The organism is Streptomyces sp. NPDC048171 (genome assembly GCF_043202655.1).
GTDB lineage: Bacteria > Actinomycetota > Actinomycetes > Streptomycetales > Streptomycetaceae > Streptomyces.
The window spans coordinates 295,641-322,617 of sequence record NZ_JBIDAU010000009.1; the positions used below are offsets into that span (position 1 = coordinate 295,641).

Genomic DNA, 26,977 nt, shown 5'->3' on the forward strand with positions numbered 1-26,977 from the left:
CCCTCTGTGCCCGAGTCCCGTGTGCCGCGCCGACGGCGCTTCCTGGTCTGCGAACCCAGGCACTTCGCCGTGCAGTACGCGATCAATCCGTGGATGAGCACCGACCGACCGGTCGATGTCATACGCGCTCTCGACCAGTGGCAGGCGCTGGTCGACGTCTACCGTGCCCACGGCCACACCGTGGACGGCGTCGACCCGGTCCCGGGCCTGCCCGACATGGTGTTCGCCGCGAACTGCGCGGTCGTGGTCGAGGGGCGGGTCTTCGGCTCGCTCTTCCACGCGCCCGAGCGACGCCCCGAGTCGCTGCCCTTCATGGCGTGGTTCAAGACGCGGGGCTTCGAGGTCCAGCTTCCCGAGTCGGTCTGCGAGGGCGAGGGCGACCTGGTCCCGGCCGGGCGCTGGATCCTGGCGGGCACCGGCTTCCGCACCACCCGTGAGGCCCATCGCGAGGTGCAGGAGTTCTTCGGCGTGCCGGTGGTCTCGCTGACGCTGGTGGACCCGTACTTCTACCATCTGGACACGGCGCTGTTCGTGCTCGACGACGGGGCGGACGGCACCGAGGCGAACATCGCCTACTACCCCGAGGCGTTCTCGCCGGGCAGCCGCGAGGTGCTGGAGCGGCTCTACCCGAACGCGGTGCTCGCCACCCGCGAGGACGCCATGGCGTTCGGGCTGAACTCCGTCTCCGACGGGCGGCACGTGTTCATCGCGCCGGAGGCGCGTGCCCTGGCCGACCGGCTCGCCGGCCACGGCTACGTGCCCGTCCCCGTCGACCTGTCCGAGTTCCACAAGGCCGGTGGCGGCATCAAGTGCTGCACCCAGGAGATCCGGGAGACCCGCTCATGACCGCACCCGCCCCCGCCCGTGGCTCCGCGGAGCTGATCCGCGCGGAGGAGCCCGTCCTCGCGCACAACTACCACCCGCTGCCCGTCGTCGTGGCCCGCGCGGAGGGCGCCTGGGTGGAGGACGTGGAGGGCCGCCGCTATCTGGACATGCTGGCCGGCTACTCGGCGCTCAACTTCGGGCACCGCCACCCGGCACTGATCGAGGCCGCCCACCGCCAGCTGGACCGGCTCACCCTCACCTCACGCGCCTTCCACAACGACCGGCTCGCGGGCTTCGCCGAGCGGCTGGCCGCGCTGACCGGCACGGACATGGTGCTGCCGATGAACACCGGCGCGGAGGCGGTGGAGAGCGGCATCAAGGTGGCCCGCAAGTGGGCCTACGACGTGAAGGGCGTCCCGGCGGACCGGGCGACGATCGTGGTCGCGGCGGACAACTTCCACGGCCGGACGACGACGATCGTCAGCTTTTCCACGGACGAGACGGCGCGCGCGGGCTTCGGCCCGTTCACGCCGGGTTTCCGGGTGGTGCCGTACAACGACCTGGCGGCCATGGAGGCGGCCGTCGACGAGACGACGGCGGCCGTGCTGATCGAGCCGATCCAGGGCGAGGCGGGGGTGCTGATCCCGGACGACGGCTATCTGGCCGGGGTGCGGGAGCTGACCCGCCGGGCGGGCTGTCTGTTCATCGCGGACGAGATCCAGTCGGGCCTCGGCCGCACCGGGCACACGCTTGCCGTCGCGCACGAGTCGGTCGTGCCGGACGTGGTGCTGCTCGGCAAGGCGCTGGGCGGCGGCATCGTCCCGGTGTCGGCGGTGGTCGGCCGCCGGGACGTGCTGGGTGTGCTGCACCCGGGCGAGCACGGTTCGACGTTCGGCGGCAACCCGCTGGCGGCCGCGGTCGGCACGGCGGTGGTGGAGCTGCTGGAGACCGGCGAGTTCCAGCGCCGCGCGGCGGAGCTGGGCGCGGTGCTGCGCGAGGGTCTGGCCGCGCTGGCCGGCAGGGGCGTCGTCGGCTTCCGCGCGCGGGGGCTGTGGGCGGGGGTCGACGTGGACCCGGCGCTGGGCACCGGGCGTGAGATCAGCAAGCGGCTGATGCGCGAGGGCGTCCTCGTCAAGGACACGCACGGCTCGACGATCCGGCTGGCGCCGCCGCTGACGGTCACCGCCGAGGAGCTGGAGGGGGCACTCGGGACGCTGGAGAAGGTCCTGACGTCCTGACCCGGGCGCGCCCTACGGAGCGGTTCGGCCCCGGTCGAGCCGCTCCACACGCGTGACGTTCTCGCGGTCCTCGGCGTCCTCGCTCGGACCGCCCGCGAACCAGGCGTCGAGGATCTCCCGCAGCAGCGGCGCCGACGTCAGGCGCAGGCTGAGGGCGAGCACGTTCGCGTCGTTCCACCGGCGGGCCCCGTCCGCCGTGTACGCGTCGGCGCACAGGGCCGCGCGGACGCCCGGCACCTTGTTGGCGGCGATCGACGCGCCGGTGCCGGTCCAGCAGCACACCACGGCCTGGTCGGCCTGCCCGTCGGCGACCTCGCGGGCCGCCCGCTCCGAGCACACGGCCCACCGGTCGTCCGCCCCGGCGCTCAGCGCGCCGTGCGCGAGCACCTCGTGTCCGCGTCCCCGCAGCTCCTCCACGAGGAGCCGGGCCACGGGTTCGTCCATGTCGGAGGAGACGGCGATGCGCATGCGCGCAGGGTACCCGCCCGCCCGCTCACCTCATCGGCTCAACCACATGACCGAAGTCACGACCATACCCAGCATGATCGAGGGAAGGGGTACGACCTGAGATTCGTACGACCGAGCAGCCCTCCGGCAGGAACGGCTGCGCGTGGAAAGGGAGGCCGCCACGTCCCCCACCGACAACGGCCAGGAACCCGACGCCGCGGCGGTGCGCCGCCACCGGGCCCTGTTCCGGGCCATCAAGCGCCGGCAGAACCCCCGGCTGCGCCGGTCGGACATCACCGTCACGGACGAGGCCGCGGTCAAGCGTGCCGTGAAGGCGGCGTCCCTCGGCAATGCCATGGAGTGGTTTGACTTCGGCATCTACGCCTATCTGGCCGGCACCATCGGACGGGTGTTCTTCCCGTCCGGGAGCGACACGGCGCAGCTGCTCTCCTCCTTCGCCACGTTCGCCGTGGCGTTCCTGGTGCGTCCGCTGGGCGGCATGTTCTTCGGCCCGATGGGTGACAAGATCGGCCGCAAGAAGGTGCTCGCGCTGACGATGATCCTGATGGCGATCGGCACCGCCGCCATCGGACTCATCCCCAGCTACGCCACGATCGGCTTCTGGGCGCCGGTCCTGCTGATCGTGTTCCGTCTGCTCCAGGGCTTCTCGACCGGCGGCGAGTACGGCGGTGCCTCCACGTTCATCGCCGAGTACGCGCCCGACAAGCGGCGCGGTTTCTTCGGCAGCTTCCTGGAGCTGGGCACGCTCGCCGGGTACACCGGCGCGGCCAGTCTGGTCACCGGACTCACGGCCTGGCTCGGCACCGACGCGATGGACGCCTGGGGCTGGCGCATCCCGTTCCTGGTCGCGGCGCCGCTCGGCATCGTCGGTATCTACCTGCGGCTGAGGCTGGACGACACGCCCGCGTTCCTGAAGCTGGAGGACTCCAACGTCCACGTCTCGGACGCGGCGACGGCGGTGGAGACCACCGCCCGGGGCGACCTCGCCAAGATCTTCCGCACCCACTGGCGGTCGCTGGTGCTGTGCATCGCGCTGGTCGGCGCGTACAACATCACCGACTACATGCTGCTGTCGTACATGCCGACGTACCTGTCGGACGAGCTGGACTACAGCGAGAGCCACGGCCTGATGATCCTGGTGGCCACGATGGTGCTGCTGATGCTGATCATCAACCAGGTCGGCAGGCTCTCCGACCGCTTCGGCCGCAAGCCCCTGCTGATGACCGGCATGATCGGCTTCTTCGTGCTGTCCGCCCCGGCCTTCGTGCTGGTCCAGGAGGGCAGTCTGCTCGCCGTCTCCGCGGGCATGCTGATGCTCGGACTGTCCCTGGTGTGCCTGCTCGGCACGATGTCGGCGGCGCTCCCGGCGATGTTCCCCACCAACGTCCGGTACGGGTCCCTGTCGGTCGGCTACAACCTCTCGGCGTCGATCTTCGGCGGTACCACGCCGCTGGTCATCACCGCGCTGATCAGCGTGACCGGCTCCGACATGATGCCCGCCTACTACGCGATGGCCGCGGCCCTGATCGGTGTCGTGGCGGTGGCCTGCATGAAGGAGACGGCCCAGCAGCCGCTCGAAGGCTCGCCGCCGTCGGTGCAGAGCGACGAGGAGGCCGCGGAGCTGGTGGAGGCGCAGGCGCCGACGCCCAAGTTCTGACGGGAGTACGGTCGGCGGGCCGGGCACGTCCGGTTCCGGGCGGGCCCGGCCCGCACCTACACTGGCAGCCCGGCAGACGCCGGTCGACCAGTGAAAACACGGCGATCGTGCCGTCCCACCGGGCTGAGGAGCGACGCCTTGTTCTACTACGTCCTCAAATACGTGCTGTTGGGCCCGCTGCTGAGGCTGGTCTTCCGGCCGCGGATCGAGGGCCTGGACCACGTACCGGCGTCGGGGGCGGCCATCGTGGCGGGCAATCACCTCTCCTTCTCGGACCACTTCCTGATGCCGGCGGTGCTCAGGCGCCGCATCACCTTCCTCGCCAAGGCCGAGTACTTCACCGGGCCGGGTCTGAAGGGCAGGCTGACGGCGTTCTTCTTCCGCAGCGCCGGGCAGATCCCCGTCGACCGCTCCGGCAAGGAGGCGGGGCAGGCCGCGATCCGCGAGGGCCTGGGCGTACTGGCCAAGGACGAGCTGCTGGGCATCTACCCGGAGGGCACCCGCTCGCACGACGGACGGCTGTACAAGGGCAAGGTCGGTGTCGCGGTGATGGCGCTGAGGGCGGGGGTGCCGGTCGTGCCCTGCGCGATGATCGGCACGTTCGAGGCGCAGCCGCCGGGCCGGAAGATCCCCAAGGTGCACCCGGTGGTGATCCGCTTCGGCGAGCCGCTGGACTTCTCCCGCTACGCGGGCATGAAGGACGAGAAGGCCGTGCTGCGCGCCGCCACCGACGAGATCATGTACGCCATCCTGTCGCTTTCCGGTCAGGAGTACGTCGACCGGTACGCCGCCGACGTGAAGGCCGAGGAGGCGGAGAAGGCGGCGCGGGGACGCCGGTTCCCCCGCCTGCCGCACCGCTAGGGCCTGTTGACGACAGGGCCCGCCAGGACCCGTTGACGAGGCGGGGCACGTCGTCTGCTGTCGGCAGAAGGCCGTGGCCGGTGCCGACAGACATGCCTACGGTCGGCGTATGACACGTGCAGTGGTGATCGGGGCGACGGGACAGATCGGACGCGTGGCCGTGGGCGCGCTGGCCCGGGACGGCTGGGAGGTGACGGCCGTCTCGCGGGGCGGCGACCGGGACGCGCGGTGGCCTCGGGACGTACGGGTGGTGCGGGCCGACCGGGAGGACGACGCGGCCCTGTCGGCGGCGGTCGGCGAGGGCTGTGACGTCCTGGTGGACACGGTGGCCTTCGACGCGGGGCACGCACGGCAGTTGACCGCACTCGCCGGGCGGGTCGGCTCGGCCGTGGTCGTCTCCAGCATCTCGGTCTACGAGGACGACAGGGGCCGGAACTTCGACACCCAGTCCGAGCCCGACGGCTTCCCGCACTACCCGGTGCCGCTCACCGAGGCGCAGCGCACCGTCGAACCGGGCGACGCCTCGTACAGCACCCGGAAGGTGGCGCTGGAGCGTGAACTCCTCGCGGCGGGCGAGCGGTTGCCGGCGACCCTGCTGAGGGCGGGCGCGGTGCACGGTCCGTACTGCCGGACCCCGCGCGAGCTGTACTTCGTCAAGCGCAACCTCGACGGCAGGCGCCGGCGGGTACTCGCGTACGGGGGCGGGAGCCGCTTCCACCCGGCGAGTGTGCGCACCGTCGCCGAGCTGATCCGGCTGGCCGCGCCCCGGCCGGGCAGCCGCGTCCTGAACGCGGTCGACCCGGACGCGCCGACGGTGGCGGAGATCGCGGCGGCCGTGGACGGGGTGATGGGCATGGAGACCGAGGACGTCCTGGTGCACGGGGAGCCGCCCGCGGAGACCGTGGGCGACACGCCGTGGTCGGTGCCCGCGCCCGTCGTGTGCGACATGAGCGAGGCGGAACGCCAGTTGGGCTACCGCCCGGTGGGCCGGTACGCCGACCACCTGGCGGAGACGGTCGCCTTCATCGAGGAGCGGCTGGCCGGACGGGACTGGCGGGAGGCGTACCCCAAGATGTTCGAGGCGTACGGCGACCTCTTCGACTACGCGGCCGAGGACGCCTGGTTCGCATCCCGCCGGGGCTGAGAACGGCCGAAGAGGCGGCCGGTCCGACCGGCCGCCCCCTTTGGTCGCCCGCGAGTGTCAGGGCTTGGGCGTGGCGTGCGGGGCGCAGGTCACGTCCTTGGTGTCCACCTTCCCGGTGAGCAGATAGGTGTCGACCCGGTCGTTGACGCACGGGTTGACCAGCCCGGTGACGCCGTGCGAGCCGGCGTCCCGCTCGGTGACGAGGCGGGATCCCTTGAACCGCTTGTGCAGTTCGACGGCGCCGCCGTACGGGGTGGCCGCGTCCCGTTCGGCCTGGACGATCAGCACCGGCGGGAGGCCCTTGCCGGTCTTCACGTCCACCGGGGTGCGCTGCTTGACCGGCCAGGTGGCACAGGGCAGGTTCATCCAGGCGTTGGCCCAGGTCATGAACGGGTGGTCGCGGTGCAGCTTGGTGTTGTCGGCGTCCCAGGTGCGCCAGTCGGTGGGCCACTGGGCGTCGGCGCACTCGACTGCCGTGTAGACGGCGTTGCCGTTCTCCGAGGAGGCGTTGCCCGCGGTGTCGGAGAGGTCCGGCGCGGCGGCGTCGACGAGGGCCTGGGTGTCCCCGGCGACGTACTTGCCGAAGATGTCCGCGGTGGGCGCCCACGCGGAGTCGTAGTACGGGGCGCTCTGGAAGAAGGAGATCAGCTCGGCCGGGCCGACGACGCCGCCGAGGGGTTCCTTCGCGGCGGTGGCCCGCAGCTTCAGCCACTGCTCCTGGACCTCGGCACGGGTGTCACCCAGGTGGTAGGTGGCGTCGTTCTTCGCGACCCAGTCCTGCCAGTCCTTCCAGCGCTGCTCGAAGGCGACGTCCTGGTCCAGGTTGGCCTGGTACCAGATCTTCTCGCGGGACGGGTTGACGACGCTGTCGACGACCATGCGGCGCACGTGGCCGGGGAAGAGGGTGCCGTAGACGGCGCCGAGGTAGGTGCCGTAGGAGACGCCGAGGAAGTTGAGCTTCTTCTCGCCGAGGGCGGCCCGGATGACGTCGAGGTCGCGGGCGGTGTTCGGCGTGGTCATGTGCGGGAGCATCTCGGCACTGCGCTCGAAGCAGCCGTCGGCGTACTCCCGGGCGAGCTTGCGCTGGGCGAGCTTGTCGGCCTCGGAGCCGGGCACGGGGTCCATCTTGGGCGCCTTGACGAACTCCTGCGGGTCCACGCAGGAGATCGGGGCGGACTTGCCGACGCCACGCGGGTCGAAGCCCACGAAGTCGTAGGCCCGGGCCGTCTTGGCCCACACCGCGCTCTTGCCGGTGACGCGCGCCGGGAAACGCAGTCCGGAGCCGCCCGGGCCGCCGGGGTTGTAGAGGAGGGCGCCCTGGCGCTCGCTCTTGGTGCCGGTGTTGCCGATGCGGTCGACGGCGATCTTGATCTGCTTGCCGGACGGCTTGGCGTAGTCGAGCGGTACCGTGACGTAGCCGCACTGGATCGGCTTGGGGAGGTTCCAGTCGGCGGGGCAGTCCTGCCAGTCGACCCCGGCGCGGGCGGCGCGGGCGGCGGCGATGACGGCACCGCGGGCCTCGTGGTCCCAGCCTTGCGCGGTGGGCTGCCCGGACGCGGGTGCGGCGCTCGCGGTGGGTGCCGTGACGGCACCGGCTATCAGCGTGGCGGTGACCAGCGCTCCGGCTGTGCCGAACGCCGTCGCCCTCCGCCGCACTCTGCTCTTGCTCAAGTGGCCCTCCCCGTACGTGTTCGTGACAAGTACGGGGATCCTCGCGGCTGTGCGTCGACTGAGAACAGACCAAGTACTACTTCTTTGCCAATCCGATAAACGGAGAAAGGCGTTCGCTAGTCGCGTCCCAGAGAGGCCAACGCCCCGTCCAGCAGCCGCCGCAGCCGCAGCGCGTCCGGCGCCACCGCCGTCACCAGCGCGGCGGGTCCGGCCAACGGCATGACGGCCGCGCCCTCCTCGAACACCCGGGCGGTCGGCGGCTCCGTCGCGAACCCGGGCCGTACGACGACCAGCTGGCCGACGGCACGGTGTCCGGCGAGCCCCGCCGGCCCGTCCCAGCCGCCCGGGGCGCCGGGCCCGCAGGCCAGTTCCTGGTCGAGGACGCCGCGGCCCTCGATCCGTACCGTCAGACGGCTGGTGAGGCGGCCCGGTTCCTCCCCGGCCCGGCCGAGCACCTGCTCCTCGCGCAGCAGCAGCCGGGCTCCGGCGGCGAGGTCGACGCTCGTGCCGACGTACAGGTCGCTGCCGTGCGCGGAGATCAGCTGCTCGGGCAGCCAGCGCAGTTCGGCGTCGTCGCCGACGGTGAGCCGGACGTCGTAGCGGGAGTCCGCCTTGTCCTGCCCCGGCAGGGCGAGGGTGGCGGCGGCCGAGCCGACCCGCAGCCGGGCGCCCCGCGCCGCCTCGGCCGTCACCGTGAAGTGGTCGCCGCCGAGCGGCCCGCTCATCGCCCCGACCAGCATCACCCGGGCCTCGGCACCGCTCCCCCGGGTCCGGCGCACGGCGAGCGGTCCCTCGCCCTCCAGCACGGGCAGGACGGTCCCGCCGCGCCCGTCGCCGCGGGCGAGGATCCGGGCCCTGGCCCGCACGCCGCCCGGACTGGTCACGCGGTCCACGCGGCGATCCGCCCCCTGACCCAGTCGGCGACCTCCGCCACCCCGTCCTCGCCGCGCAGCGACTGCAGGACGACGGGCAGTTCACCGCGCTGCGCCTTGGCGTCCGCGGCCATCCGCGCGAGGTCGGAGCCGACGTAGGGCGCCAGGTCGGTCTTGTTGACGATCAGCAGGTCGGCGGTGGCGACGCCGGGCCCGCCCTTGCGCGGGATGTCGTCGCCGCCGGCCACGTCGATCACGAAGATCTGGGCGTCGACGAGGCCCTTGGAGAAGGTGGCGGTCAGGTTGTCCCCGCCGGACTCCACGAGGACCAGGTCGAGCGGCCCGACCTCGTCCTCCAGATCCTCCACGGCCTCCAGGTTGGCGGAGATGTCGTCCCGGATGGCGGTGTGCGGGCAGGCCCCGGTCTCCACGGCGGTGATCCGCTCGGGCGGCAGCACCGCCTCCCGGAGCAGGAACTCGGCGTCCTCGCGGGTGTAGATGTCGTTGGTCACCACGGCGAGCGACAACTCCTCGCGCAGCGCCCGGCAGAGCGCGGCGACGGTGGCGGTCTTCCCGGACCCGACGGGCCCACCCAGCCCGATCCGCACCGCCCGGCGCGTACCGTCGGGCCGCCTGGCATCGGCGGAGACGGCGGCGGGGAGTTCGTGGTGGTGGTCGAGATGCATTCGGGTCTCCTGTCGAAGTCGGGGTCGGCATCATTCGGCCCGTCCGGCTCTTGAGGGCGAGGCCGTTCAGGCCGAAGGGGGGTCCAGGCCGAAGGGGGATCCAGGGGGGCGAAGCCCCCCTTGCGGGGTCGAAGGGGCAGAGCCACTGGGGTCGGGAATGGGAAGGGGCGGCGGGGCGAACAACGCTCTACGAGGCGAACAGCCGAACCGCCCACCCCGCATGCGCCTCCGCCGCGATCTCCAGCAACGGCGCCGACCGCGCGGGCAGCACGTCGACCCCGTCGACCGGGACGCGCCCCGCGGCCTCCACCGCGTCCCGCGCCACCAGATCCACGTCGTCGGCAAGCCGCGCCAGCACCCCCGTCGCGTCGAACGGATCGAGGCTGAGCAGCCGCACGACCGCGGTGGCCGGCCCGCTCACCCCCTCGTAGGCGGAGCAGTACGCCGCGTCCAGCGCCCCCAGCCCGGCCGCACGGGCGGCGACCCCCAGCACGACGGGCTGATGCGCGCCCTTGGGGAACCTCCCCGCCAGCGCGTCGAGTTCGGGATGCGGCCAGGTCGCCCGCGCGGCCCGCATCAGCTGCCGCCCGAGTCTGCGCGCCACCCCACGCAGGGCGGGCGACGGGGTACGGGCGTCGGCGGCCCGGTCGAGCCCGACGGGATCCGCACCGAGGGCCGCGGCCGCCGCGAGGGACGCCGCGACGGCGCCGCTCGTGTGCAGCCGACCCCGGCAGAACTCCTCCAGGCTCGCGGCGTCGGTCACGCGTCCCGCCCTGACGGCGGCCTCCGCCCCGCCGGAATGGGCGTGCCCCCCGGCGGGGAAGCGGCCGTCCGCGAGGACGAGCAGTGCTGCGCGGCTCATCCCGGACCTCAGAAGAGGAAGTACCGCTGGGCAAGCGGCAGTTCGGCGACGGGTGCGGGCTCGACGAGTTCGCCGTCGATGGTCACCGCGAAGGAGTCCGCGGCGACCTCCACGCGGGGCAGCGCGTCGTTCTCCCGCATGTCGGCCTTGGTACGGCCGCGCGTCGACCGGATCGGCACCAGCTCCCGCCCGAGTCCCAGCCGTTCCGCCAGTCCGTCCTCGACGGCCCGCTCGGCCACGAAGGCGACCGAGTTGGCGGCCGGCGCCGTCCCGTGGGCACCGAACATCGGGCGCGGCAGGACCGGCTGCGGGGTCGGGATGGAGGCGTTCGCGTCGCCCATCTGCGCGTACGCGATCTGCCCGCCCTTGAGGACGAGCTGCGGCTTGACCCCGAAGAAGCGTGGCTCCCAGAGGACCAGGTCGGCGAGCTTGCCGCTCTCGACGGAGCCGACCTCGTGCTCGATGCCCTGCGCCACGGCGGGATTGATCGTGTACTTGGCGACATATCGACGGGCACGCCGGTTGTCGGCCCGTGTGTCGCCGGGCAGGAGGCCGCGGCGGCGCTTCATCACGTGCGCGGTCTGCCAGGTCCGCATGATCACCTCGCCGATGCGTCCCATGGCCTGGGCGTCCGACGCCATGATGGAGATCGCCCCCATGTCGTGCAGGACGTCCTCGGCGGCGATGGTGCTGGGCCGGATGCGGGACTCGGCGAAGGCCAGGTCCTCGGGGACGGCCGGGTTCAGGTGGTGGCAGACCATCAGCATGTCGAGGTGTTCCTCGACGGTGTTGACGGTGTGCGGCCGGGTCGGGTTGGTGGACGCCGGCAGCATGTTGGGCAGTGAGACCGCGGTGATCATGTCGGGCGCGTGGCCGCCGCCCGCGCCCTCGACGTGGAAGGCGTGCAGGGTGCGGCCCGCGACCGCGTCGAAGGTGTCGCCGACGAAGCCCGCCTCGTTCAGGGTGTCGGTGTGGACGGCGAGCTGGACGCCGGACTCCTCGCAGACGTCCAGGCAGGCGGAGATGGCGGCGGGGGTGGCGCCCCAGTCCTCGTGGATCTTGAAGCCGAGCACCCCGGCACGGAGCTGGTCGCGCATGGACTCCTTGGACATGGTGCTGCCCTTGCCCAGGAAGCCGATGTTGACGGGGCTCGACTCCAGGGCGGCGAACATCCGCGCCAGGTGCCAGGAACCCGGGGTGACGGTGGTCGCCTTGCTGCCCTCGGCCGGGCCCGTGCCGCCGCCGATGAGGGTGGTGACCCCCGAGGCCAGGGCCTCGTCGACGGCGGTCGGCGCGATGAAGTGCACGTGGGTGTCGATGCCGCCCGCGGTGAGGATCTTGCCGTTGCCCGCGATGACCTCCGTCTCGGGGCCGATGACGAGGTCGGGGTGGACGCCGTCCATCGTGTCCGGGTTCCCGGACTTGCCGATGCCGGTGATCCGTCCGTCGCGGATGCCGACGTCGGCCTTGACGATGCCCCAGTGGTCGATGATCACGGCACCGGTGACAACGGTGTCGGGGGCGCCTTCGGCGCGGGTGGCGCGCGACTGGCCCATGGATTCGCGCAGCACCTTGCCGCCGCCGAAGACCGCCTCGTCCCCGGAGCGGCCGGGGCCGCCCGCGCGGTCCTCCTCGATCTCGACGAAGAGGTCGGTGTCGGCGAGGCGGATCCGGTCACCGGTGGTCGGGCCGAACAGGTCGGCGTAGGCGCCGCGGGACAGCTCAGGCATCGAGGGCACCTCCGGTCGCGCCGCGCAGGCCCATGACGACGCGGGCCCCCGCGAGGGGGACCAGTTCGATGTCGACGGGGATGCCGGGCTCGAACCGGACGGCGGTGCCGGCGGCGATGTTCAGCCGGGTGCCGTGCGCGGCCGTGCGGTCGAACTCGAGACCGGGGTTGGCCTCGGCGAAGTGGTAGTGGGAGCCGACCTGGACGGGCCGGTCGGCGGTGTTGAGGACGGTGAGCCGGGTGACCGGGCGGCCCTCGTTGAAGGGGACCGGTGGGCCGGCGAAGAGGATCTCTCCGGGAATCATGGCCGCCGCCCCCGTCAGACGATCGGTTCGTGGACGGTGACCAGCTTGGTGCCGTCCGGGAAGGTGGCCTCGACCTGCACGTCGTGGATCATCTCGGGGACTCCCTCCATGACCTCGTCGCGCTGGAGCACCTTGCGTCCGGAGGACATGAGTTCACCCACGGTCCGCCCGTCCCGGGCGCCTTCGAGGATGTGCGCGGTGATCAGCGCGACGACCTCGGGGTGGTTGAGCTTCACGCCTCGCGCGCGGCGCTTCTCCGCCACGTCCGCGGCCACATGGATGAGCAGTCTCTCCTGCTCGTGCGGGGTCAGTTGCATGTACCACCTCACAGGACATGACGCCGGGACCGGACGGCCCGGGCTGCCGCGGCCACCGCGACGGCTCTAGATGTAACACACACCAATGGGCCGCGGTGCACCTGCCATTTGTTCGAAAACCGCAGGTGGACAGGGGTGGAGAGTACGGCTGAAGTGTTTCCGCCGTGTGACCCGGTTTTGACCGACTGATTACCGGGACAGTCGGCGGACTCCCGCCGTCCCGCGCACCACCGGGGCTCGGGCGGCGCGGCGCCCGGGCGGCGGGCCCTAGGCCGGGTTCGGCCCCCTGTGCTCCGCCGCGATGCCGAAGCGGTGGTGTTCGCGAGGTGTCTGGGCGGCCGTGTCATGGACGCCGGTGACCGAGGTGATCACCTGCCCCTCCGACGGCTCCCCGGCCTCCTCCAGGCGCTCCAGGTCGGCGGCGGAGACGAGGGCGACGAGAGGCTTGCCGTGCCGCGTCACGACGACGCGCTCGCCGCCGTACACCACCCGGTTGATCAGGTCGGCGAGCTCAGCCCTGGCTTGCGTCACCGGAATCTCGTAGGCCATGTCCCCAGCTTACGGTTCACCCCGCGCCGACCGGCTGCGCCGCCGCCGGGCCGGGTGGACGATGGGACGGAGCGGACCCCTCGGCCCACGACCACGTCCCGCGGGAGGCACCCATGACCGGCGAACCGTCGTTCTTCGAGCTCGGCGTGGCGGACCCCGAGCGCGGGCGGGTCTTCTACGGCACCCTGTTCGGCTGGGCCCTCGAGGCGGGCCCCACGGGGCGCGGGTTCTCCATCGGCACCGCCGGGCTGCCGGGCGGCATGCACGGCGGCGACCCGGGCGCCTCCCCGTACCTGTTCTTCCGGGTCGACGACCTGGACGCCGCCGTGGCCCGGGTGCGTGAGCTGGGCGGCTCCGTCGAGGAGCTGGGCGAGGAGGGCGAGGAGGACGCGGAGTCGGTGGCCCGGTTCGGCCGGTTCAAGCTCTGCCGGGACGACCAGGGCTCCCCCTTCGGCCTGCACGAGCCACCGCACGGGACATGACCGCGGGTTGCGCGATTCCCATTCCCTCGCAATGTACGTCCTGTACATTTTATACGGAGCCAGTGCAGCCGAAGAGGGTTCCGCCACGAGGAGGGGTTCGCCATGACCCGACCGTCCGCCCGCCACGTCCTGCCCGAGTTCACCGAGCGCACGAGTGCCGGAGCCCGTACGTCGGACCCGTACTCGAAGCTGCTGGAGGAGCGGATCGTCCTTCTCGGGACGCCGGTCGACGAGACCTCCGCGAACGACGTGATGGCGCAGTTCATGCACCTGGAGCACCAGGCCCCGGACCGGGACATCGCCCTCTGCATCAACTCCTCCGGCGGCTCGTTCACGGCCATGACGGCGATCTACGACACGATGCGCTACGTCGCCTGCGACGTGGAGACGACCTGTCTCGGACAGGCCGGCGCGTCCGCCGCGCTGCTGCTGGCGGCGGGCACGCCGGGCAAGCGCGCGATGCTGCCCGGGGCGCGGGTGGTGCTCCGTCAGCCCTCGCTCACCGAGCCGATGGAGGGGCAGGCGAGCGACCTGGCCATCCGGGCCGGGGAGTTGACCCGGATCCGCGCCCGTCTGGAGGAGATCCTCGTACGGCACACGGGCCGCACTCCGGCGCAGGTGACCGAAGACCTCGAGCGGGACACCGTCCTGGACGCCCAACAGGCCCTGGAGTACGGGCTGGTGGACCGGATCGTGGCCGACCGCTCGGCCGTGCCCGGCACACCCCGCACCCGGTGAACGGCCGATGCTGCCACCGGAACTGCCGCCCCTGCCCGCCCTGACCCGCGCCGAGGCCGAGCTGATCGACCGCTACCTGGACGTCGTCGACCTGCTCGGGCGCATCAACCCCGCGCGGGACGGCGACACCTACCGGGGACTGCGGGCCGCCCAGGCGCTGGTGGGGAAGGCCGCGGCCCTGCGCGACGCGCTGGAGCTGATGCACGCGCGGGGTGAGACGGAACTGCACGCGCCCACCCTCGCCCGGGCCCTGCGGGTACTGGACGGCGAGCGGCGGACGGGACGCCTCAGTCTTCCGCCGTGTTCCGAGAGTTGAGTGGACGGGGTTCGAAACGGACCAAAAGACGTACCTCCTTTCGGCGTAGGAACACACCCGGTTGACGACCGGTCCGGGTTGCGCGGCCGCCCTCTCCCGACGTCTGCGCCCACCGCTGCGCCGCTGGTCCCGGGGTCGTCGCCGCCTACGGCCCCGGCTCGAACACAGGCGTGTCCACCCGAACGGGTGGGTGGTGAGTAACAACACAAAAGGCACGTTCCGTTGGGAATTCCCCCTCCGGCGAGACAAGATCCGTGACTGACGACAAGCCCCCGCCGCAGCGGCGGGGCGGTCCGGGCGGACGCCGAATCCTGCCGCCGTCCGGACGACCGGTCGCGAGGGAAGTGGATCGGCAGGAGTGGAGGACCCGAGCACGACGGGTCGCAGGAGCGGACGCCTCCGTGGGAGAGGCGCCGGACCGAGCAGCCCTTGGGGTGAAGCCGCACTCGTGCGGCCGGGCAACTTCGCCAGCCCGAATCCGACAGGTCATCCTTCACAGGCGGCTGACGAAGGGTTGCGCATGTTCGCGCTCAATCGTGTCCCGTCCCTGATGGCTCGTGCCGGTACGGCCTCGGCCCTCACTCTCGCCGCTGTCGGCGGCTCCGTCGTGGTCCCCGGTTTCTCCTCGGAGGCGGCCGCGGCGGCTCATGCGACGAAGGCCCTCAAGATCGCGGCCTCCAAGAAGGGCTCCCCCTACAGGTGGGGCGCCGTCGGGCCCCGCAGGTTCGACTGCTCCGGCCTGACGCTGTACTCGTTCAAGAAGGCCGGCAAGAAGCTGCCGCGCACCGCTGCCCAGCAGTACAACAAGACCCGCCACGTCTCGGCCAAGAAGCGCAAGGCGGGAGACCTGGTCTTCTTCCACTCGGGCCGCAGCGTCTACCACGTCGGTATCTACGCCGGGAAGGGCAAGCTCTGGCACGCCCCGAAGACCGGGGACGTGGTGCGCCTGCAGAAGATCTGGACCGGGAGCGTCTCCTACGGGCGGGTCAAGTAGCCCCTGAGGGGCGAGCGCCCCTTGATCGAGTGACCCGGGGTCAGACAGCCCGGGGGCGAGTAGCTCTCCCGAAGGGGATGACGGCGTTCTGCCCCGCCGTCACCCCCTCGGCGGCGGCCGGGGGGCGGGGGGCGGTCCAGGGCAGTTCGATGGAGACGGTCTTGCCGCCCTCCCGCGTGGGGCGGACCCGCAGCTTGCCGCCGCATTCGGCGGTCAGCCAGCGGATGATCACCATGCCGCGACCGTTGTCCTGCTGCACGGCGGCGGGCAGGCGCTTGGGGAAGCGCGGATGGCTGTCGGTGACGCCGATGCGCAGCCGCTCGTCACGGTCGAGGACGAGATCCACCGTGAAGGTGGGCGACTGCCCGAGCGTGTGCTGGACCGCGTTGGTCGCCAGTTCGGAGACGATGAGCCGGACCGTGTCGGACATCTCCGCGTCCGACGGCAGGCCCCACTCCACCAGCGTGCCGGCCACATAGGTGCGCGCGGCGGCCACCGAAGCGGGATCGCTCGGCAGAGTGACGGATGCTTCCAGGTGATCGGCCATGGCGACGTCGTCCCTTTCTCACGGGACCGTGGTCCGACACGAAGCGGGCGGTTCGAGTACGGTCCCGGACTGGTGCTTCGCCGCCAGACTGCCATCACCCGGCCCGTGAAGGACGGCGATCCACCAAGATATGCATATATCTGTCGCTCGAAGCGGTGAACTCTGCGACGGCAGAGCGGATTTGGGCGGCCCATAAGGAGTAAGGGAGTGGCCCATGCAGCACGGTCCGGTGGTGCGCCGCAGGAAGCTGGGCGCGGAACTGCGCGCCCTGCGCACGACGGCGGGCATCACCAGCGGGGAGGCGGCCCGCCTGGTGGGCTGGCACCAGTCGAAGGTCAGCCGCATCGAGACCGGGACGAGCGGGGCGAAACCGGCCGACGTGCGGTTACTGCTCGACGCCTACGGCGTGGACGACGACCAGCTGCGCGGGCTGCTGGTGATGCTGGCGCGCTCCGACGACGCGGGCGGCCGGCACCACTGGTGGCACGCCTACCGCGGGGTGCTGCCGCCCACCTACCGCGACTTCATCAGCCTGGAGTCCCAGGCCGGCGCGATGCGCACCCTGGAGACCACGGTGGTCCCGGGACTCCTCCAGACACCGGAGTACGCCCGCGAGGTGACGCGGGCCGCCGTGGACGGCATGCCGGAGGAGCGGCTGGACGCGCTGGTGGAGGTCAGGCTGGCCCGGCAGGACGTGCTGCGCGGCGAACCGCCGCTGGAGCTGAGCGCGGTGCTGGACGAGGCGGTGCTGCGCCGGCAGGTGGGCGGCCCCGGGGTGATGGCCCGTCAGCTGGAGCGGCTGGTGGAGGCGGCGCGTCTGCCCCATGTCCGGCTCCAGGTATTGCCGTTTGCCGCCGGGGCGCACATCGGTGTCACCGGCCCTTTCGTAATCTTCTCCTTTTCGAGCACTTCTGATCTGGACGTGGTTGTTCTCGACCACTTGACGAGTAGCCTGCATCTCGAACGGAAAGAAGACCTAGAGGCCTATACCGAGGCCTTCAACGCCCTTCTGATCCATGCCCTTTCGCCCGAGGACTCGTTGGACTTCATCGCCGCGACCGCGGCAGGCGCGTAAGGAGGCACCATGTCAGGCTCCATGTCCGAACTTCCCGGGAACATCCCTGCCGGCACCGATCTGACCGGCGTGCGGTGGCTGCGCAGCAGCTACAGCACGGGCGCGAACAACTGCGTGGAGACGGCCCGGCCGTCGGCCGGCCGCTGGGCCGGACTTCTCGCGGTGCGCGACTCCAAGAACCCCGCCGGGGCCGCCCTGCTCTTCTCCCCCGAGAGCTGGACGTCCTTCACCGCCGGGATCCACCAGGACTGACCACCCCACGAGACGTCGGACGACGCACGGCCATGCCACGCCGACTCATGGTCGCGTCTCGCCGATCACCCGCACCGCGCGTTCGATCTGTTCCCCGGAGAGGTCCGCCCGAGCGGTCAGCCTGAGCCGTGAGACACCGTCCGGCACGGAAGGAGGACGGAAACAGCCCACGGACAGGCCGGCCGCACGGCAGTCGGCCGCCCAGCGCACCGCCCCCTCCGGGGAGGGCGCGCGCACCGAGACCACCGCGGCGTCCGGGCGTACCGCTTCCAGGCCCGATGCGGTCAGCCGCGCGTACAGTTCGGCGGCGACGGCCCGGGCCCGCGCCGCGCGCTCCGGCTCGCGGCGCAGCAGGGTCAGCGCGGCCAGCGCCGCGCCCGTCGCGGCGGGGGCGAGGCCGGTGTCGAAGATGAACGTCCGGGCGGCGTTGACCAGGTGGCCGATCACCCGGGCGGGACCCAGTACCGCACCTCCCTGGCTGCCCAGCGACTTGGACAGCGTGACCGTGGCGACGACGTCCTCCCGGCCCGCGAGGCCCGCCGCGCTGGGGGCGCCCCGGCCGCCGTCGCCGAGCACCCCCAGCCCGTGTGCGTCGTCCACGACCAGACCGGCGCCGTGCTTCCGGCACACGTCGGCGAGGGCGGCCAGGGGCGCGGCGTCGCCGTCGACCGAGAAGACCGTGTCGGAGACGGCGACCGCGGGCCCGTCGTGCGTCGCCAGCGCCTTGTGCACGGCCTCCGGTTCGGCGTGCGCCACCACCTGGGTCGTGCCGCGGGCCAGTCGGCAGCCGTCGATCAGCGAGGCGTGGTTGCCCGCGTCGGAGACGACCAGGCTGCCGTGCGGCGCCAGGGCGGTGACCGCCGCGAGATTGGCCGCGTAGCCCGAGGAGAACACGAGCGCGGCCTCGAATCCGCAGAACGCGGCCAGTTCGCGTTCGAGTGCGGCGTGCAGTTCGGTCGTGCCGGTCACGAGCCGGGAACCGGTCGCACCGCCGCCCCAGGTGCGCGCCGCCCGGGCCGCGCCCTCGGTGATCTCCGGGTGCCGGGCCAGTCCGAGGTAGTCGTTGCTCGCCAGGTCCAGCAGCGGCGAGTCGGCCGGACGGGGGCGCAGAACCCGTACGAGTCCCGCCTCGTGGCGCGCCCGGGCCTGTTCGTCGATCCAGCCGAACGCCATGAGCCGCTCCTTGGGGAATTTGTAGGCAATGGACAGACACTAGCGGCATCGCCACCCCCGCGAGGTGTGGCAATACCCACACGTCGATCTGTCAGTGTTGTGCAAACTCTCCTTGGCCGCGGGCGGCCCCTTAGGACAGGATCGGCTCTCATGGACCTGCTGAACACGCTGGTGGACAAGGGGCTTCGGCGCGAGTCGCCGACCCGCGAGGAGGCGCTGGCCGTCCTCGCCACTTCCGACGACGACCTGCTCGATGTGGTGGCCGCGGCCGGCAAGGTGCGCCGGCACTGGTTCGGCCGGCGGGTGAAACTCAACTACCTCGTCAACCTCAAGTCGGGCCTGTGTCCCGAGGACTGCTCCTACTGCTCGCAGCGGCTGGGCTCCAAGGCGGAGATCCTCAAGTACACCTGGCTCAAGCCCGACCAGGCCACCGCGGCCGCCGCCGCCGGGGTGTCCGGGGGCGCCAAGCGGGTGTGTCTGGTGGCCAGCGGACGCGGCCCGACCGACCGGGACGTGGACCGGGTCTCGGACACCATCCGGGCCATCAAGGAGCAGGACGGGTCCGTCGAGGTGTGCGCCTGCCTGGGGCTGCTCTCCGACGGCCAGGCGGAGCGGCTGCGCGAGGCGGGCGCCGACGCCTACAACCACAACCTCAACACGTCCGAGGCGACGTACGGGGACATCACGACCACGCACACGTACGCCGACCGGGTGGACACGGTGCGCAAGGCGCACGCGGCCGGGCTCTCCGCCTGTTCGGGTCTCATCGCGGGCATGGGCGAGAGCGACGAGGACCTGGTCGACGTGGTCTTCTCGCTGCGCGAACTGGACCCGGACTCGGTGCCGGTCAACTTCCTGATCCCGATGGAGGGCACGCCGCTGGCCAAGGAGTGGCACCTCACCCCGCAGCGCTGCCTGCGCATCCTGGCGATGACCCGGTTCGTCTGCCCGGACGTCGAGGTGCGCATCGCCGGCGGGCGCGAGGTCCATCTGCGCACCATGCAGCCGCTGGCCCTGAACCTGGCCAACTCCATCTTCCTCGGCGACTACCTCACCAGTGAGGGCCAGGCCGGCCACGCCGACCTGGAGATGATCGCGGACGCCGGCTTCGAGGTGGAGGGCGCCGACCGGGTGACCCTGCCGGAGCACCGGGTCGCGGCCGCCGGCGGCGGCTGCGGATCGCAGGCGGGCGGCGGCTGCGGACCGCACGGGGACGGCGAGGCGGGCGGGGGCTGCGGATCGCACGGGGACGGCGGGGTCTGCGCTCCGGCGCCGGCGGCCCGGACCGAGGAGCCCCGCACGGACCTGGTGGCCGTACGCCGCCGCGGTGCCGGAACGGATCTCGCGCCCAATGCCTGAGCCCGCGCTGACGGTGGACGAGCTGCTGGCGCTCGACCGGCGGCACGTCTGGCACCCGTACGGCCCCATGCCTGGGCGGCAGGACCCGCTCGTCGTGGAGTCGGCGAGCGGGGTGCGGCTGCGTCCCGCGGACGGTTCGGCGGAGCTGGTGGACGGCATGTCGTCCTGGTGGTCGGCGATCCACGGCTACAACCACCCGGTGCTGAACGAGGCCGCCCGCGAGCAGTTGGAGCGGATGAGCCACGTGATGTTCGGCGGGCTCACCCACGAGCCCGCCGTCCGGCTGGCGAAGCTCCTGGTCGACATGTCGCCGGACGGACTCGAGCACGTCTTCCTCGCCGACTCCGGTTCGGTGTCCGTCGAGGTCGCCGTCAAGATGTGCCTCCAGTACTGGCGTTCGCTGGGCCGCCCCGCCAAGCGCCGCCTCCTGACGTGGCGCGGCGGCTACCACGGCGACACCTGGCAGCCCATGTCGGTGTGCGACCCCGAGGGCGGGATGCACGAGCTGTGGTCGGGCGCTCTGCCGCGCCAGGTCTTCGCCGACGCGCCGCCCGCCGAGTACGACGAGACGTACGCCGGCCATCTGTGGTCGACGATCGAGCGGCACGCCGGCGAACTGGCCGCGGTGATCGTCGAGCCGGTGGTGCAGGGCGCCGGCGGTATGCGGTTCCACTCCCCCGCGTACCTGCGGGTGCTGCGGGAGGCGTGCGACGCGCACGGCGTGCTGCTGGTGTTCGACGAGATCGCGACCGGCTTCGGACGGACCGGCGCGCTGTTCGCGGCGGAGCACGCGGCGGTGACGCCGGACGTGATGTGCGTCGGCAAGGCGCTCACCGGCGGCTATCTCACGATGGCGGCCACCTTGTGCACGTCGGAGGTGGCCGACGGCATCTCGCGCGGCGAGGTGCCGGTCCTGGCCCACGGGCCGACGTTCATGGGCAATCCGCTGGCGGCGGCCGTGGCCTGCGCATCGATCGGACTGCTGCTCGGACAGGACTGGCTCGCGGAGGTCAAGCGGATCGAGTCCGGCCTGCGCGACGGTCTGGCCCCCGCGGCCGGGCTGCCGGGCGTGACGGACGTACGGGTGCTGGGCGCGATCGGCGTGGTGCAGCTCGACCACGCCGTCGACATGAGGGCGGCCACCGCGGCGGCCGTCCGCGAGGGCGTGTGGCTGCGGCCGTTCCGCGACCTGATCTACACCATGCCGCCGTACGTCACGGGCGACGCGGACGTGGCACGCATCGCCCGCGCGGTGTGCGCGGCGGCAGAGGAGGGATGACATGCCGGTACTGGTGATCTCGGGCACGGGCACGGAGATCGGCAAGACGGTCGTGACGGCCGCCGTCGCCGCGACGGCGCTGGCGGGCGGCCGGTCGGTGGCGGTGCTGAAGGCCGCGCAGACGGGCGTGGGGCCGGACGAACCGGGGGACGCGCGGGAGGTGGCGCGCCTCGCGGGGGCCGTGACGGCGGCCGAAGTGGCCCGCTATCCGGAGCCGTTGGCACCCGGCACGGCCGCGCGCCGGGCCGGACGGGCGCCGGTGCGCCCTGCGGAGGTGGCGGAGGCCGCGGACAAGCTGGCCACCGAGCACGATCTGGTGCTGGTCGAGGGGGCGGGCGGGCTGCTGGTCCGCTTCGACGCGGACGGCGGGACGCTGGCGGACGTCGCCACGTTGCTGGGCGCCCCGGTGCTGCTGGTGACGGCGGCGGGCCTCGGCACGCTCAACACCACGGAGCTGACGGCGCGTGAACTGCGCTCCCGCGGTCTCGACCTGCCCGGGGTGGTGATCGGCAGCTGGCCCGGGGCCCCGGACCTCGCCGCGCGCTGCAATCTCGCGGACCTCCCGGAGGTGTCCGGTGCTCCGCTGCTCGGCGCCGTCCCCGCCGGAGCGGGTTCCCTGCCGCCGGCCGCCTTCCGGTCGGCGGCGCCGGGATGGCTGGCGCCCCGGCTGGACGGCACGTGGGACGCGGCGGCCTTCGGGGCGCGGGAGGCGCCCTGAGCGGCGGGGCGGAACCGGCCGGCGGCGCGGTGGGTGCGGAACGGTCGTACGGGGGACAATCGCGGTAAGGCACCACCTCGTGAGGGAGGGCCCATGCCGCTGCGATCCGCCCGCGGGGTGCCGCGGGACGCCGTGCACCATCCGCTGTTCGCCCGCTACTACGCCCGGGCCAGTGTGGGCGCCGAGACCCGGATGGGCGTGGGGCGCGTCCGCGAGCGGCTGCTGGCCGGGCTGTCCGGGCGGGTGATCGAGGTCGGCGCGGGCAACGGGCTGAACTTCTCGCACTATCCGGGCGCCGTCTCGGAGGTGGTCGCCATCGAACCGGAGCGGCTGCTCCGGCGGTTGGCGGTGGAGGCGGCGCTGCGCGCGCGGGTGCCGGTGGACGTGGCGCCGGGCGCGGCCGAGGCGCTGCCGGTCAAGAGCGAGGCCTTCGACGCGGTCGTGGTCTCGCTCGTGCTGTGCAGTGTCCGCGACGTGCCGCGGGCGCTCGGGGAGGCGCGGCGGGTGCTGCGGCCCGGCGGCCAGCTGCGCTTCTTCGAGCACGGCCGGGGCGGCGGGCGGATGATGACCTTCACCCAGCGCGCCCTGGACCGGACGCTGTGGCCGCCGCTGTCCGGCGGCTGCCACCTGTCCCGCGATCCCGTCGCCGCGTTACGGGACGCGGGGTTCGCGCTCGGCCCCTACCGGCGGATGATGATCCCGGAGCACGGTCCGGCACTGCCCAGTTCCTACTGCGTCCTCGGCACGGCCTGGCGCCCGCCGGATGCGGAGGCGGAGAGGGGATAGAGCGTGCGCCGGCGGCCGTCGCCCGCGGGTGACTGACTTCCGTGTCCCGAAGGCCCCCGTGCTGGAGCCGTAGATGGATGCCTTCGTCCCGTTGCTGCGGGCGCTACGGGCGCTGCGGGCGCTGCGGGCGCTGCGGGCGGACTGAGCCCGCGGTCCGCATGCCGGAATTCCCGCACGGGTGTGCGTCGGGCGTGCTGGGATCGCGGCATGACCGAGCTGCGCATACGGGCCGCCGGGCCCGAGGACCTGGACACCGTGCTGGCCTTCTGGAAGGTCGCCGCCGAGGGCACGAGCATCAGCGACGACCGCGAGGGAGTGGAGCGGCTGGTCGCCCGCGACACGGAGGCGCTGGTCCTTGCCGAGCGGGACGGGGAACTCGTGGGCACGGTCATCGCGGGATTCGACGGCTGGCGCTGCCATCTGTACCGGCTGGCGGTGCATCCGGAGCAGCGGCGCCGGGGCATCGGCACCGCCCTGCTCGCGGCGGCCGAGGAGCGGTTCGTACGGCTCGGCGGGCGCCGCGGGGACGCGATGGTGCTGCGGCGCAACGAGCGGGCGCAGCATGCCTGGCGGGCGGCCGGGTACGTGCCCGAGGAGCAGTGGCGACGCTGGGTGAAGCCGCTCACGGAGTAGCAGTGAACGGACTGAAGGGTTGAGCACCGGCGCATGAGCGAGTCCCTCCACGGCAAGACTCCCGGCCCCTCCGGCACCTCCACCGGCGCACGACATCGCGCGAGCCACCGGTTCCTGGCCGATCATGGATCCGAGGTGACCCGGTGATGGAAGTGCTCCTGCTGCTGGTGGCGGTCCTGCTCTCGCTCATGTGCGGCGCGTTCGTCGCGGCCGAGTTCTCGCTGACCACCGTGGAACGCGGCGAGCTGGAGCGGGCGGTGGAGCGGGGCGAGCGGGGCGCGGCCGGCGCGCTGAAGGGCGTACGGAACCTGACGTTCCAGCTCTCCGGGGCGCAGCTCGGCATCACGGTCACCAACCTGGTGGTCGGCATGCTCGCCGAGCCCTCGGTCGCGGCGCTGATCGCGGGCCCGCTGGAGGCCGCGGGGGTGTCGCGTTCGGCCGCCTCCTCGCTGGCGCTGGTGCTGGGCACGGCCCTGTCGACCGTCTTCCTGATGATCGTCGGCGAGCTGGTGCCGAAGAACTGGGCGATCTCCGCGCCGCTGGCGGTGGCCAAACGGGTGGGTGGCCCGCAGCGCTGGTTCAGCGCGGCCTTCCGGCCCTTCATCACCCACCTGAACAACACGGCCAACCGGATCGTGCGCCTCTTCGGCGTGGAGCCCGCCGAGGAGCTGGCCTCCGCGCGGGGGCCGCAGGAGCTGGCGGCGCTGGCCCGGCACTCGGCCAAGGAGGGCGCGCTGGAGGCCGACACCGCCGAGCTGTTCGTCCGGACCCTGAACCTGGCCGATCTGACGGCCCAGCACGTGATGACCCCGCGCGTCCAGGTCATCGCCCTCGACTCCCGGGCGACGTGCGAGGACGTGGCCAACGCGACGCGGGCGACGGGGCTGTCCCGGTTCCCGGTCTTCCAGGAGACCCTCGACGCCGTGGTCGGCACCGCCCACGTCAAGGACGTGCTGGCGGTGCCCGCCGAGCGGCGGCCCATGATGCCGGTGTCCGAGCTGATGCGCGAGCCGCTGCTGGTCCCGGAGACGCTGACCGTGGACCGGCTGCTCGACCGGCTCTCCGGGCGGCGCACGATGGCCGTGGTCATCGACGAGTACGGCGGGACTGCGGGCGTGGCCACGCTGGAGGACATCGTCGAGGAGGTCGTCGGCGAGGTGCGCGACGAGCACGACCCGCACGAGACGCCCGAGCTGGACCCGGCCGGCACCGACGCGCAGGGGCACGCGCTGTACTGGGCCGACGGCTCGGCCCGCGTGGACCGGCTGGCGCGACTCGGCCTGCGGGTGCCCGAGGGGCCGTACGAGACCGTCGCCGGACTGGTCGCGGCCGGGCTGGGACGCATCCCGGCCGTCGGCGACACGTTCGAGGTCGCCGGCTGGCGGCTGGACGTCGTGGACGCCACGGGGCGCCGGGCGGCGCGGGTGCTGCTGCACGCGCCGCTGGACGACGCGGGCGCGGCCGATGGCCCGCACGGCGCGCGCGGCACGCGCGAGGACGGGGAGGGTGGCCGGTGATCGCCGTACAGCTGCTGATAGGTCTGGCGACGCTCGTCGTCAACGCGTTCTTCGTGGGGGCCGAGTTCGCGCTGATCTCCGTGCGCCGCAGCCAGGTCGAGCAGCACGTCGAGGCGGGAGCGGAGGGCGACCGCCGCGCGAAGAGCGTGCTGTGGGGTCTGGAGCACGTGTCGGCGCTGATGGCGGCGGCGCAGCTCGGCATCACGCTGTGCACGCTGGTCCTCGGCGTGGTCGCGGAGCCGGCGATCGCGCACCTGCTGGAGCCGGTGTTCCACGCGGTGGGCTTGCCGTCCGGGGTGGGGCACGCGGTCTCCTTCGCCATCGCCCTGACGCTGGCGACGTATCTGCACATGCTGCTCGGCGAGATGGTGCCGAAGAACATCGCGCTGGCGGAGCCGGTGCGCAGCGCGCTGCTGCTGGGGCCGCCGCTGGTCGCGCTGTCCCGGGCGCTGCGGCCGGTGATCTTCACGATCAACGCCTTCGCGAACACGCTGCTCAAGCTGCTCAGGGTCGAGACGAAGGACGAGGTGTCGGCGACCTTCACCGACGCGGAGCTGGCCGAGATCGTGAAGGACGCCGGCGACGCCGGGCTGATCGACGACCGGGCCCAGGAGCGGCTGCACGACGCCCTGGAGCTGGGCCGGCGGCCGGTGCGGGACGTGGTGCTGCCGCTGGAACGCGTCGTCCACGCGCGCGTGGGCATCACGCCCGAGCAGTTGGAGCGGCTGTCGGCGCAGTCGGGGTTCTCCCGGTTCCCGGTGGTGGACGACGGGCGGCGGATCGTGGGCTACCTGCATGTGAAGGACGCCCTCGACGCCTCCCCGCGGGACCTGCCGTTCCGGCTGCGGGACATGCGGGCCATCGCTCGGGTGCGGGAGAGCACCCCGCTGGACGACGTGCTCACGGCGCTGCGCCGCAGCCGCACCCATCTGGCCGCCGTCCTCGGTTCCGACGGCCGGCTCGCGGGCCTGGTGACCATGGAGGACGTGCTGCGTGAGCTGTTCGGTCAGCGGACCTGAGGGACGAGAGAGGTCGACCGACCGTCGGGTATGTGCACGCGCTACCATTTCTGTCGCCATGCAGACGAACCCCACTCACAGCAGCCTCGTCGCCGTGGGCGACTCCTTCACCGAGGGCATGTCGGACCTGCTGCCCGACGGCTCCTACCGGGGCTGGGCCGACCTTCTCGCCGCGCGGATGGCCGCCCGCTCCCCCGGCTTCCGGTACGCCAATCTGGCGGTGCGCGGGAAGCTGATCGGGCAGATCGTCGACGAGCAGGTCGAGGTGGCCGCGGCCATGGGGGCCGACGTGATCACTCTGGTGGGCGGGCTCAACGACACGCTGCGGCCCAAGTGCGACATGGCGCTGGTGCGGGATCAGCTGACCCAGGCGGTGGAGCGGCTCGCGCCCAGTTGCAAGCAGCTGGTGCTGATGCGCAGCCCCGGCCGTCAGGGTCCGGTGCTGGACCGGTTCCGGCCACGCATGGAGGCCCTCTTCGCGATCATCGACGACCTGGCCTCGCGCCACGGCGCCGTGGTCGTCGACCTGTACGGGGCGCGCTCACTGGCCGACCCGCGGCTGTGGGACGTGGACCGGCTGCACCTGACGGCGGACGGGCACCGCCGGGTCGCGGAGGCCGTGTGGCAGGCGCTGGGTCACGAGGCCGAGGACCCCGACTGGCACGCGCCGATCCCGGCCACACCGCCACCGGGGTGGGTCACCCGCCGGACCACCGACGTCCGGTTCGCCCGGCAGTACCTGCTGCCCTGGATAGGCCGCAGGCTGACCGGCCGCTCGTCCGGCGACGGCCTGCCGCCCAAGCGCCCGGACCTGCTGCCGTACGAGGACACCGCGCCCTGATCCCGGGGGGCACGCCCGGCCTCGTGGCTTCGTAGCTTCCGACGAACAACCCCGCGGCGCTGGC

30 protein-coding genes and 1 riboswitch are annotated in these 26,977 nt (G+C 72.6%); of the genes, 19 read left to right on the plus strand and 11 right to left on the minus strand.

Annotated features, from left to right (window positions below):
• Positions 1-6: 6 nt before the first annotated feature.
• Both ddaH and rocD read left to right on the plus strand, forming a co-directional pair.
• The gene (gene ddaH / locus ACGF3J_RS26285; protein ID WP_161332466.1) at positions 7-846 is read left to right on the plus strand and encodes a dimethylargininase; all 840 of its coding nucleotides are present in this window, start codon (positions 7-9) and stop codon (positions 844-846) included.
• Positions 843-2,063, plus strand: coding sequence for an ornithine--oxo-acid transaminase (gene rocD, locus ACGF3J_RS26290; RefSeq protein WP_161332467.1), 1,221 nt, complete (start codon positions 843-845; stop codon positions 2,061-2,063). Before ddaH ends, rocD begins: the two co-directional genes overlap by 4 nt.
• 12 nt (positions 2,064-2,075) lie before the next feature.
• On the opposite strand, the gene ACGF3J_RS26295 is transcribed toward rocD, so the two are convergent.
• A complete protein-coding gene (locus ACGF3J_RS26295) occupies positions 2,076-2,531 on the minus strand; it encodes an RpiB/LacA/LacB family sugar-phosphate isomerase (protein ID WP_161332468.1) in 456 nt (151 codons plus the stop codon).
• A gap of 142 nt (positions 2,532-2,673) precedes the next feature.
• Between ACGF3J_RS26295 and proP the strand changes: the two genes are divergently transcribed.
• The 3 genes from proP (at position 2,674) to ACGF3J_RS26310 (ending at position 6,193) form a co-directional block, all read left to right on the plus strand.
• Positions 2,674-4,188 carry a glycine betaine/L-proline transporter ProP gene (proP, locus tag ACGF3J_RS26300; RefSeq protein WP_393854943.1) on the plus strand — a complete coding sequence of 505 codons (1,515 nt, stop codon included), beginning with the start codon at positions 2,674-2,676 and terminating at the stop codon, positions 4,186-4,188.
• 138 nt (positions 4,189-4,326) lie between these two features.
• On the plus strand, positions 4,327-5,049 hold the full coding sequence (locus ACGF3J_RS26305; protein WP_161325884.1) for a 1-acyl-sn-glycerol-3-phosphate acyltransferase: 723 nt from the start codon (positions 4,327-4,329) through the stop codon (positions 5,047-5,049).
• 109 nt (positions 5,050-5,158) lie between these two features.
• Positions 5,159-6,193, plus strand: coding sequence for an NAD(P)-dependent oxidoreductase (locus tag ACGF3J_RS26310; RefSeq protein ID WP_161325883.1), 1,035 nt, complete (start codon positions 5,159-5,161; stop codon positions 6,191-6,193).
• 57 nt (positions 6,194-6,250) lie between these two features.
• On the opposite strand, the gene ACGF3J_RS26315 is transcribed toward ACGF3J_RS26310, so the two are convergent.
• The 8 genes from ACGF3J_RS26315 to ACGF3J_RS26350 all read right to left on the minus strand — a co-directional run bounded on the left by ACGF3J_RS26315 (position 6,251) and on the right by ACGF3J_RS26350 (position 13,184).
• Positions 6,251-7,864: an alpha/beta hydrolase gene (locus ACGF3J_RS26315; protein WP_161325882.1), complete on the minus strand. Its 1,614-nt coding sequence runs from the start codon at positions 7,862-7,864 to the stop codon at positions 6,251-6,253.
• A 116-nt stretch (positions 7,865-7,980) separates the two neighbouring features.
• Positions 7,981-8,757 carry an urease accessory protein UreD gene (locus ACGF3J_RS26320; protein WP_161325881.1) on the minus strand — a complete coding sequence of 259 codons (777 nt, stop codon included), beginning with the start codon at positions 8,755-8,757 and terminating at the stop codon, positions 7,981-7,983.
• The gene (ureG, locus tag ACGF3J_RS26325; RefSeq protein ID WP_161325880.1) at positions 8,745-9,422 is read right to left on the minus strand and encodes an urease accessory protein UreG; all 678 of its coding nucleotides are present in this window, start codon (positions 9,420-9,422) and stop codon (positions 8,745-8,747) included. Before ureG ends, ACGF3J_RS26320 begins: the two co-directional genes overlap by 13 nt.
• A 187-nt stretch (positions 9,423-9,609) precedes the next feature.
• On the minus strand, positions 9,610-10,284 hold the full coding sequence (locus tag ACGF3J_RS26330; RefSeq protein WP_393854944.1) for an urease accessory protein UreF: 675 nt from the start codon (positions 10,282-10,284) through the stop codon (positions 9,610-9,612).
• A gap of 8 nt (positions 10,285-10,292) precedes the next feature.
• On the minus strand, positions 10,293-12,014 hold the full coding sequence (locus tag ACGF3J_RS26335; protein WP_161327893.1) for an urease subunit alpha: 1,722 nt from the start codon (positions 12,012-12,014) through the stop codon (positions 10,293-10,295).
• On the minus strand, positions 12,007-12,318 hold the full coding sequence (locus tag ACGF3J_RS26340) for an urease subunit beta (protein WP_161327894.1): 312 nt from the start codon (positions 12,316-12,318) through the stop codon (positions 12,007-12,009). Before ACGF3J_RS26340 ends, ACGF3J_RS26335 begins: the two co-directional genes overlap by 8 nt.
• 14 nt (positions 12,319-12,332) lie before the next feature.
• On the minus strand, positions 12,333-12,635 hold the full coding sequence (locus ACGF3J_RS26345) for an urease subunit gamma (protein WP_064726706.1): 303 nt from the start codon (positions 12,633-12,635) through the stop codon (positions 12,333-12,335).
• 267 nt (positions 12,636-12,902) lie between these two features.
• Positions 12,903-13,184, minus strand: a complete 282-nt coding sequence (locus tag ACGF3J_RS26350; protein WP_161327895.1) for a type II toxin-antitoxin system Phd/YefM family antitoxin — start codon at positions 13,182-13,184, stop codon at positions 12,903-12,905.
• 113 nt (positions 13,185-13,297) lie between these two features.
• On the opposite strand from ACGF3J_RS26350, the gene ACGF3J_RS26355 reads away from it, so the two are divergent.
• The 4 genes from ACGF3J_RS26355 to ACGF3J_RS26370 all read left to right on the plus strand — a co-directional run bounded on the left by ACGF3J_RS26355 (position 13,298) and on the right by ACGF3J_RS26370 (position 15,714).
• Positions 13,298-13,666: a VOC family protein gene (locus ACGF3J_RS26355; protein ID WP_161327896.1), complete on the plus strand. Its 369-nt coding sequence runs from the start codon at positions 13,298-13,300 to the stop codon at positions 13,664-13,666.
• A gap of 102 nt (positions 13,667-13,768) precedes the next feature.
• Positions 13,769-14,404 (plus strand): ATP-dependent Clp protease proteolytic subunit, encoded by a 636-nt coding sequence (locus ACGF3J_RS26360; protein ID WP_161327897.1) that lies wholly within the window; start codon positions 13,769-13,771, stop codon positions 14,402-14,404.
• Between the two features lie 7 nt (positions 14,405-14,411).
• A complete protein-coding gene (locus tag ACGF3J_RS26365) occupies positions 14,412-14,720 on the plus strand; it encodes a hypothetical protein (protein WP_161327898.1) in 309 nt (102 codons plus the stop codon).
• Between the two features lie 369 nt (positions 14,721-15,089).
• A riboswitch (cyclic di-AMP (ydaO/yuaA leader) is annotated at positions 15,090-15,237 on the plus strand.
• Between the two features lie 3 nt (positions 15,238-15,240).
• Complete coding sequence (locus ACGF3J_RS26370) at positions 15,241-15,714, plus strand: C40 family peptidase (RefSeq protein ID WP_161327899.1); 474 nt, start codon at positions 15,241-15,243, stop codon at positions 15,712-15,714.
• A gap of 40 nt (positions 15,715-15,754) precedes the next feature.
• Here ACGF3J_RS26370 and ACGF3J_RS26375 read toward each other — a convergent pair whose 3' ends face one another.
• Complete coding sequence (locus ACGF3J_RS26375) at positions 15,755-16,261, minus strand: ATP-binding protein (protein ID WP_161327900.1); 507 nt, start codon at positions 16,259-16,261, stop codon at positions 15,755-15,757.
• 214 nt (positions 16,262-16,475) lie between these two features.
• Here ACGF3J_RS26375 and ACGF3J_RS26380 point away from each other — a divergent pair, with 214 nt between their 5' ends.
• Positions 16,476-17,336 (plus strand): helix-turn-helix transcriptional regulator, encoded by an 861-nt coding sequence (locus ACGF3J_RS26380; protein ID WP_125490862.1) that lies wholly within the window; start codon positions 16,476-16,478, stop codon positions 17,334-17,336.
• 21 nt (positions 17,337-17,357) lie between these two features.
• A complete protein-coding gene (locus ACGF3J_RS26385; protein ID WP_161327901.1) occupies positions 17,358-17,588 on the plus strand; it encodes a DUF397 domain-containing protein in 231 nt (76 codons plus the stop codon).
• 45 nt (positions 17,589-17,633) lie between these two features.
• Here ACGF3J_RS26385 and ACGF3J_RS26390 read toward each other — a convergent pair whose 3' ends face one another.
• Entirely contained in the window at positions 17,634-18,761 is a 1,128-nt protein-coding gene (locus tag ACGF3J_RS26390) for an 8-amino-7-oxononanoate synthase (protein ID WP_393854945.1), read from the minus strand.
• A gap of 150 nt (positions 18,762-18,911) precedes the next feature.
• Here ACGF3J_RS26390 and bioB point away from each other — a divergent pair, with 150 nt between their 5' ends.
• The 8 genes from bioB to ACGF3J_RS26430 all read left to right on the plus strand — a co-directional run bounded on the left by bioB (position 18,912) and on the right by ACGF3J_RS26430 (position 26,913).
• Positions 18,912-20,120, plus strand: coding sequence for a biotin synthase BioB (bioB, locus tag ACGF3J_RS26395; RefSeq protein WP_161331467.1), 1,209 nt, complete (start codon positions 18,912-18,914; stop codon positions 20,118-20,120).
• Positions 20,113-21,399: an adenosylmethionine--8-amino-7-oxononanoate transaminase gene (locus ACGF3J_RS26400; RefSeq protein WP_161331468.1), complete on the plus strand. Its 1,287-nt coding sequence runs from the start codon at positions 20,113-20,115 to the stop codon at positions 21,397-21,399. Before bioB ends, ACGF3J_RS26400 begins: the two co-directional genes overlap by 8 nt.
• A gap of 1 nt (position 21,400) precedes the next feature.
• Complete coding sequence (bioD, locus tag ACGF3J_RS26405; protein ID WP_161331469.1) at positions 21,401-22,117, plus strand: dethiobiotin synthase; 717 nt, start codon at positions 21,401-21,403, stop codon at positions 22,115-22,117.
• Between the two features lie 93 nt (positions 22,118-22,210).
• The gene (locus ACGF3J_RS26410) at positions 22,211-22,903 is read left to right on the plus strand and encodes a class I SAM-dependent methyltransferase (protein WP_161331470.1); all 693 of its coding nucleotides are present in this window, start codon (positions 22,211-22,213) and stop codon (positions 22,901-22,903) included.
• A 180-nt stretch (positions 22,904-23,083) separates the two neighbouring features.
• On the plus strand, positions 23,084-23,536 hold the full coding sequence (locus tag ACGF3J_RS26415; protein ID WP_346346277.1) for a GNAT family N-acetyltransferase: 453 nt from the start codon (positions 23,084-23,086) through the stop codon (positions 23,534-23,536).
• Between the two features lie 143 nt (positions 23,537-23,679).
• Positions 23,680-25,053, plus strand: coding sequence for a hemolysin family protein (locus tag ACGF3J_RS26420; RefSeq protein ID WP_161331472.1), 1,374 nt, complete (start codon positions 23,680-23,682; stop codon positions 25,051-25,053).
• On the plus strand, positions 25,050-26,072 hold the full coding sequence (locus ACGF3J_RS26425) for a hemolysin family protein (RefSeq protein WP_161331473.1): 1,023 nt from the start codon (positions 25,050-25,052) through the stop codon (positions 26,070-26,072). Before ACGF3J_RS26420 ends, ACGF3J_RS26425 begins: the two co-directional genes overlap by 4 nt.
• A gap of 58 nt (positions 26,073-26,130) precedes the next feature.
• Entirely contained in the window at positions 26,131-26,913 is a 783-nt protein-coding gene (locus ACGF3J_RS26430) for an SGNH/GDSL hydrolase family protein (RefSeq protein ID WP_161331474.1), read from the plus strand.
• The last annotated feature ends 64 nt before the right edge of the window (positions 26,914-26,977 follow it).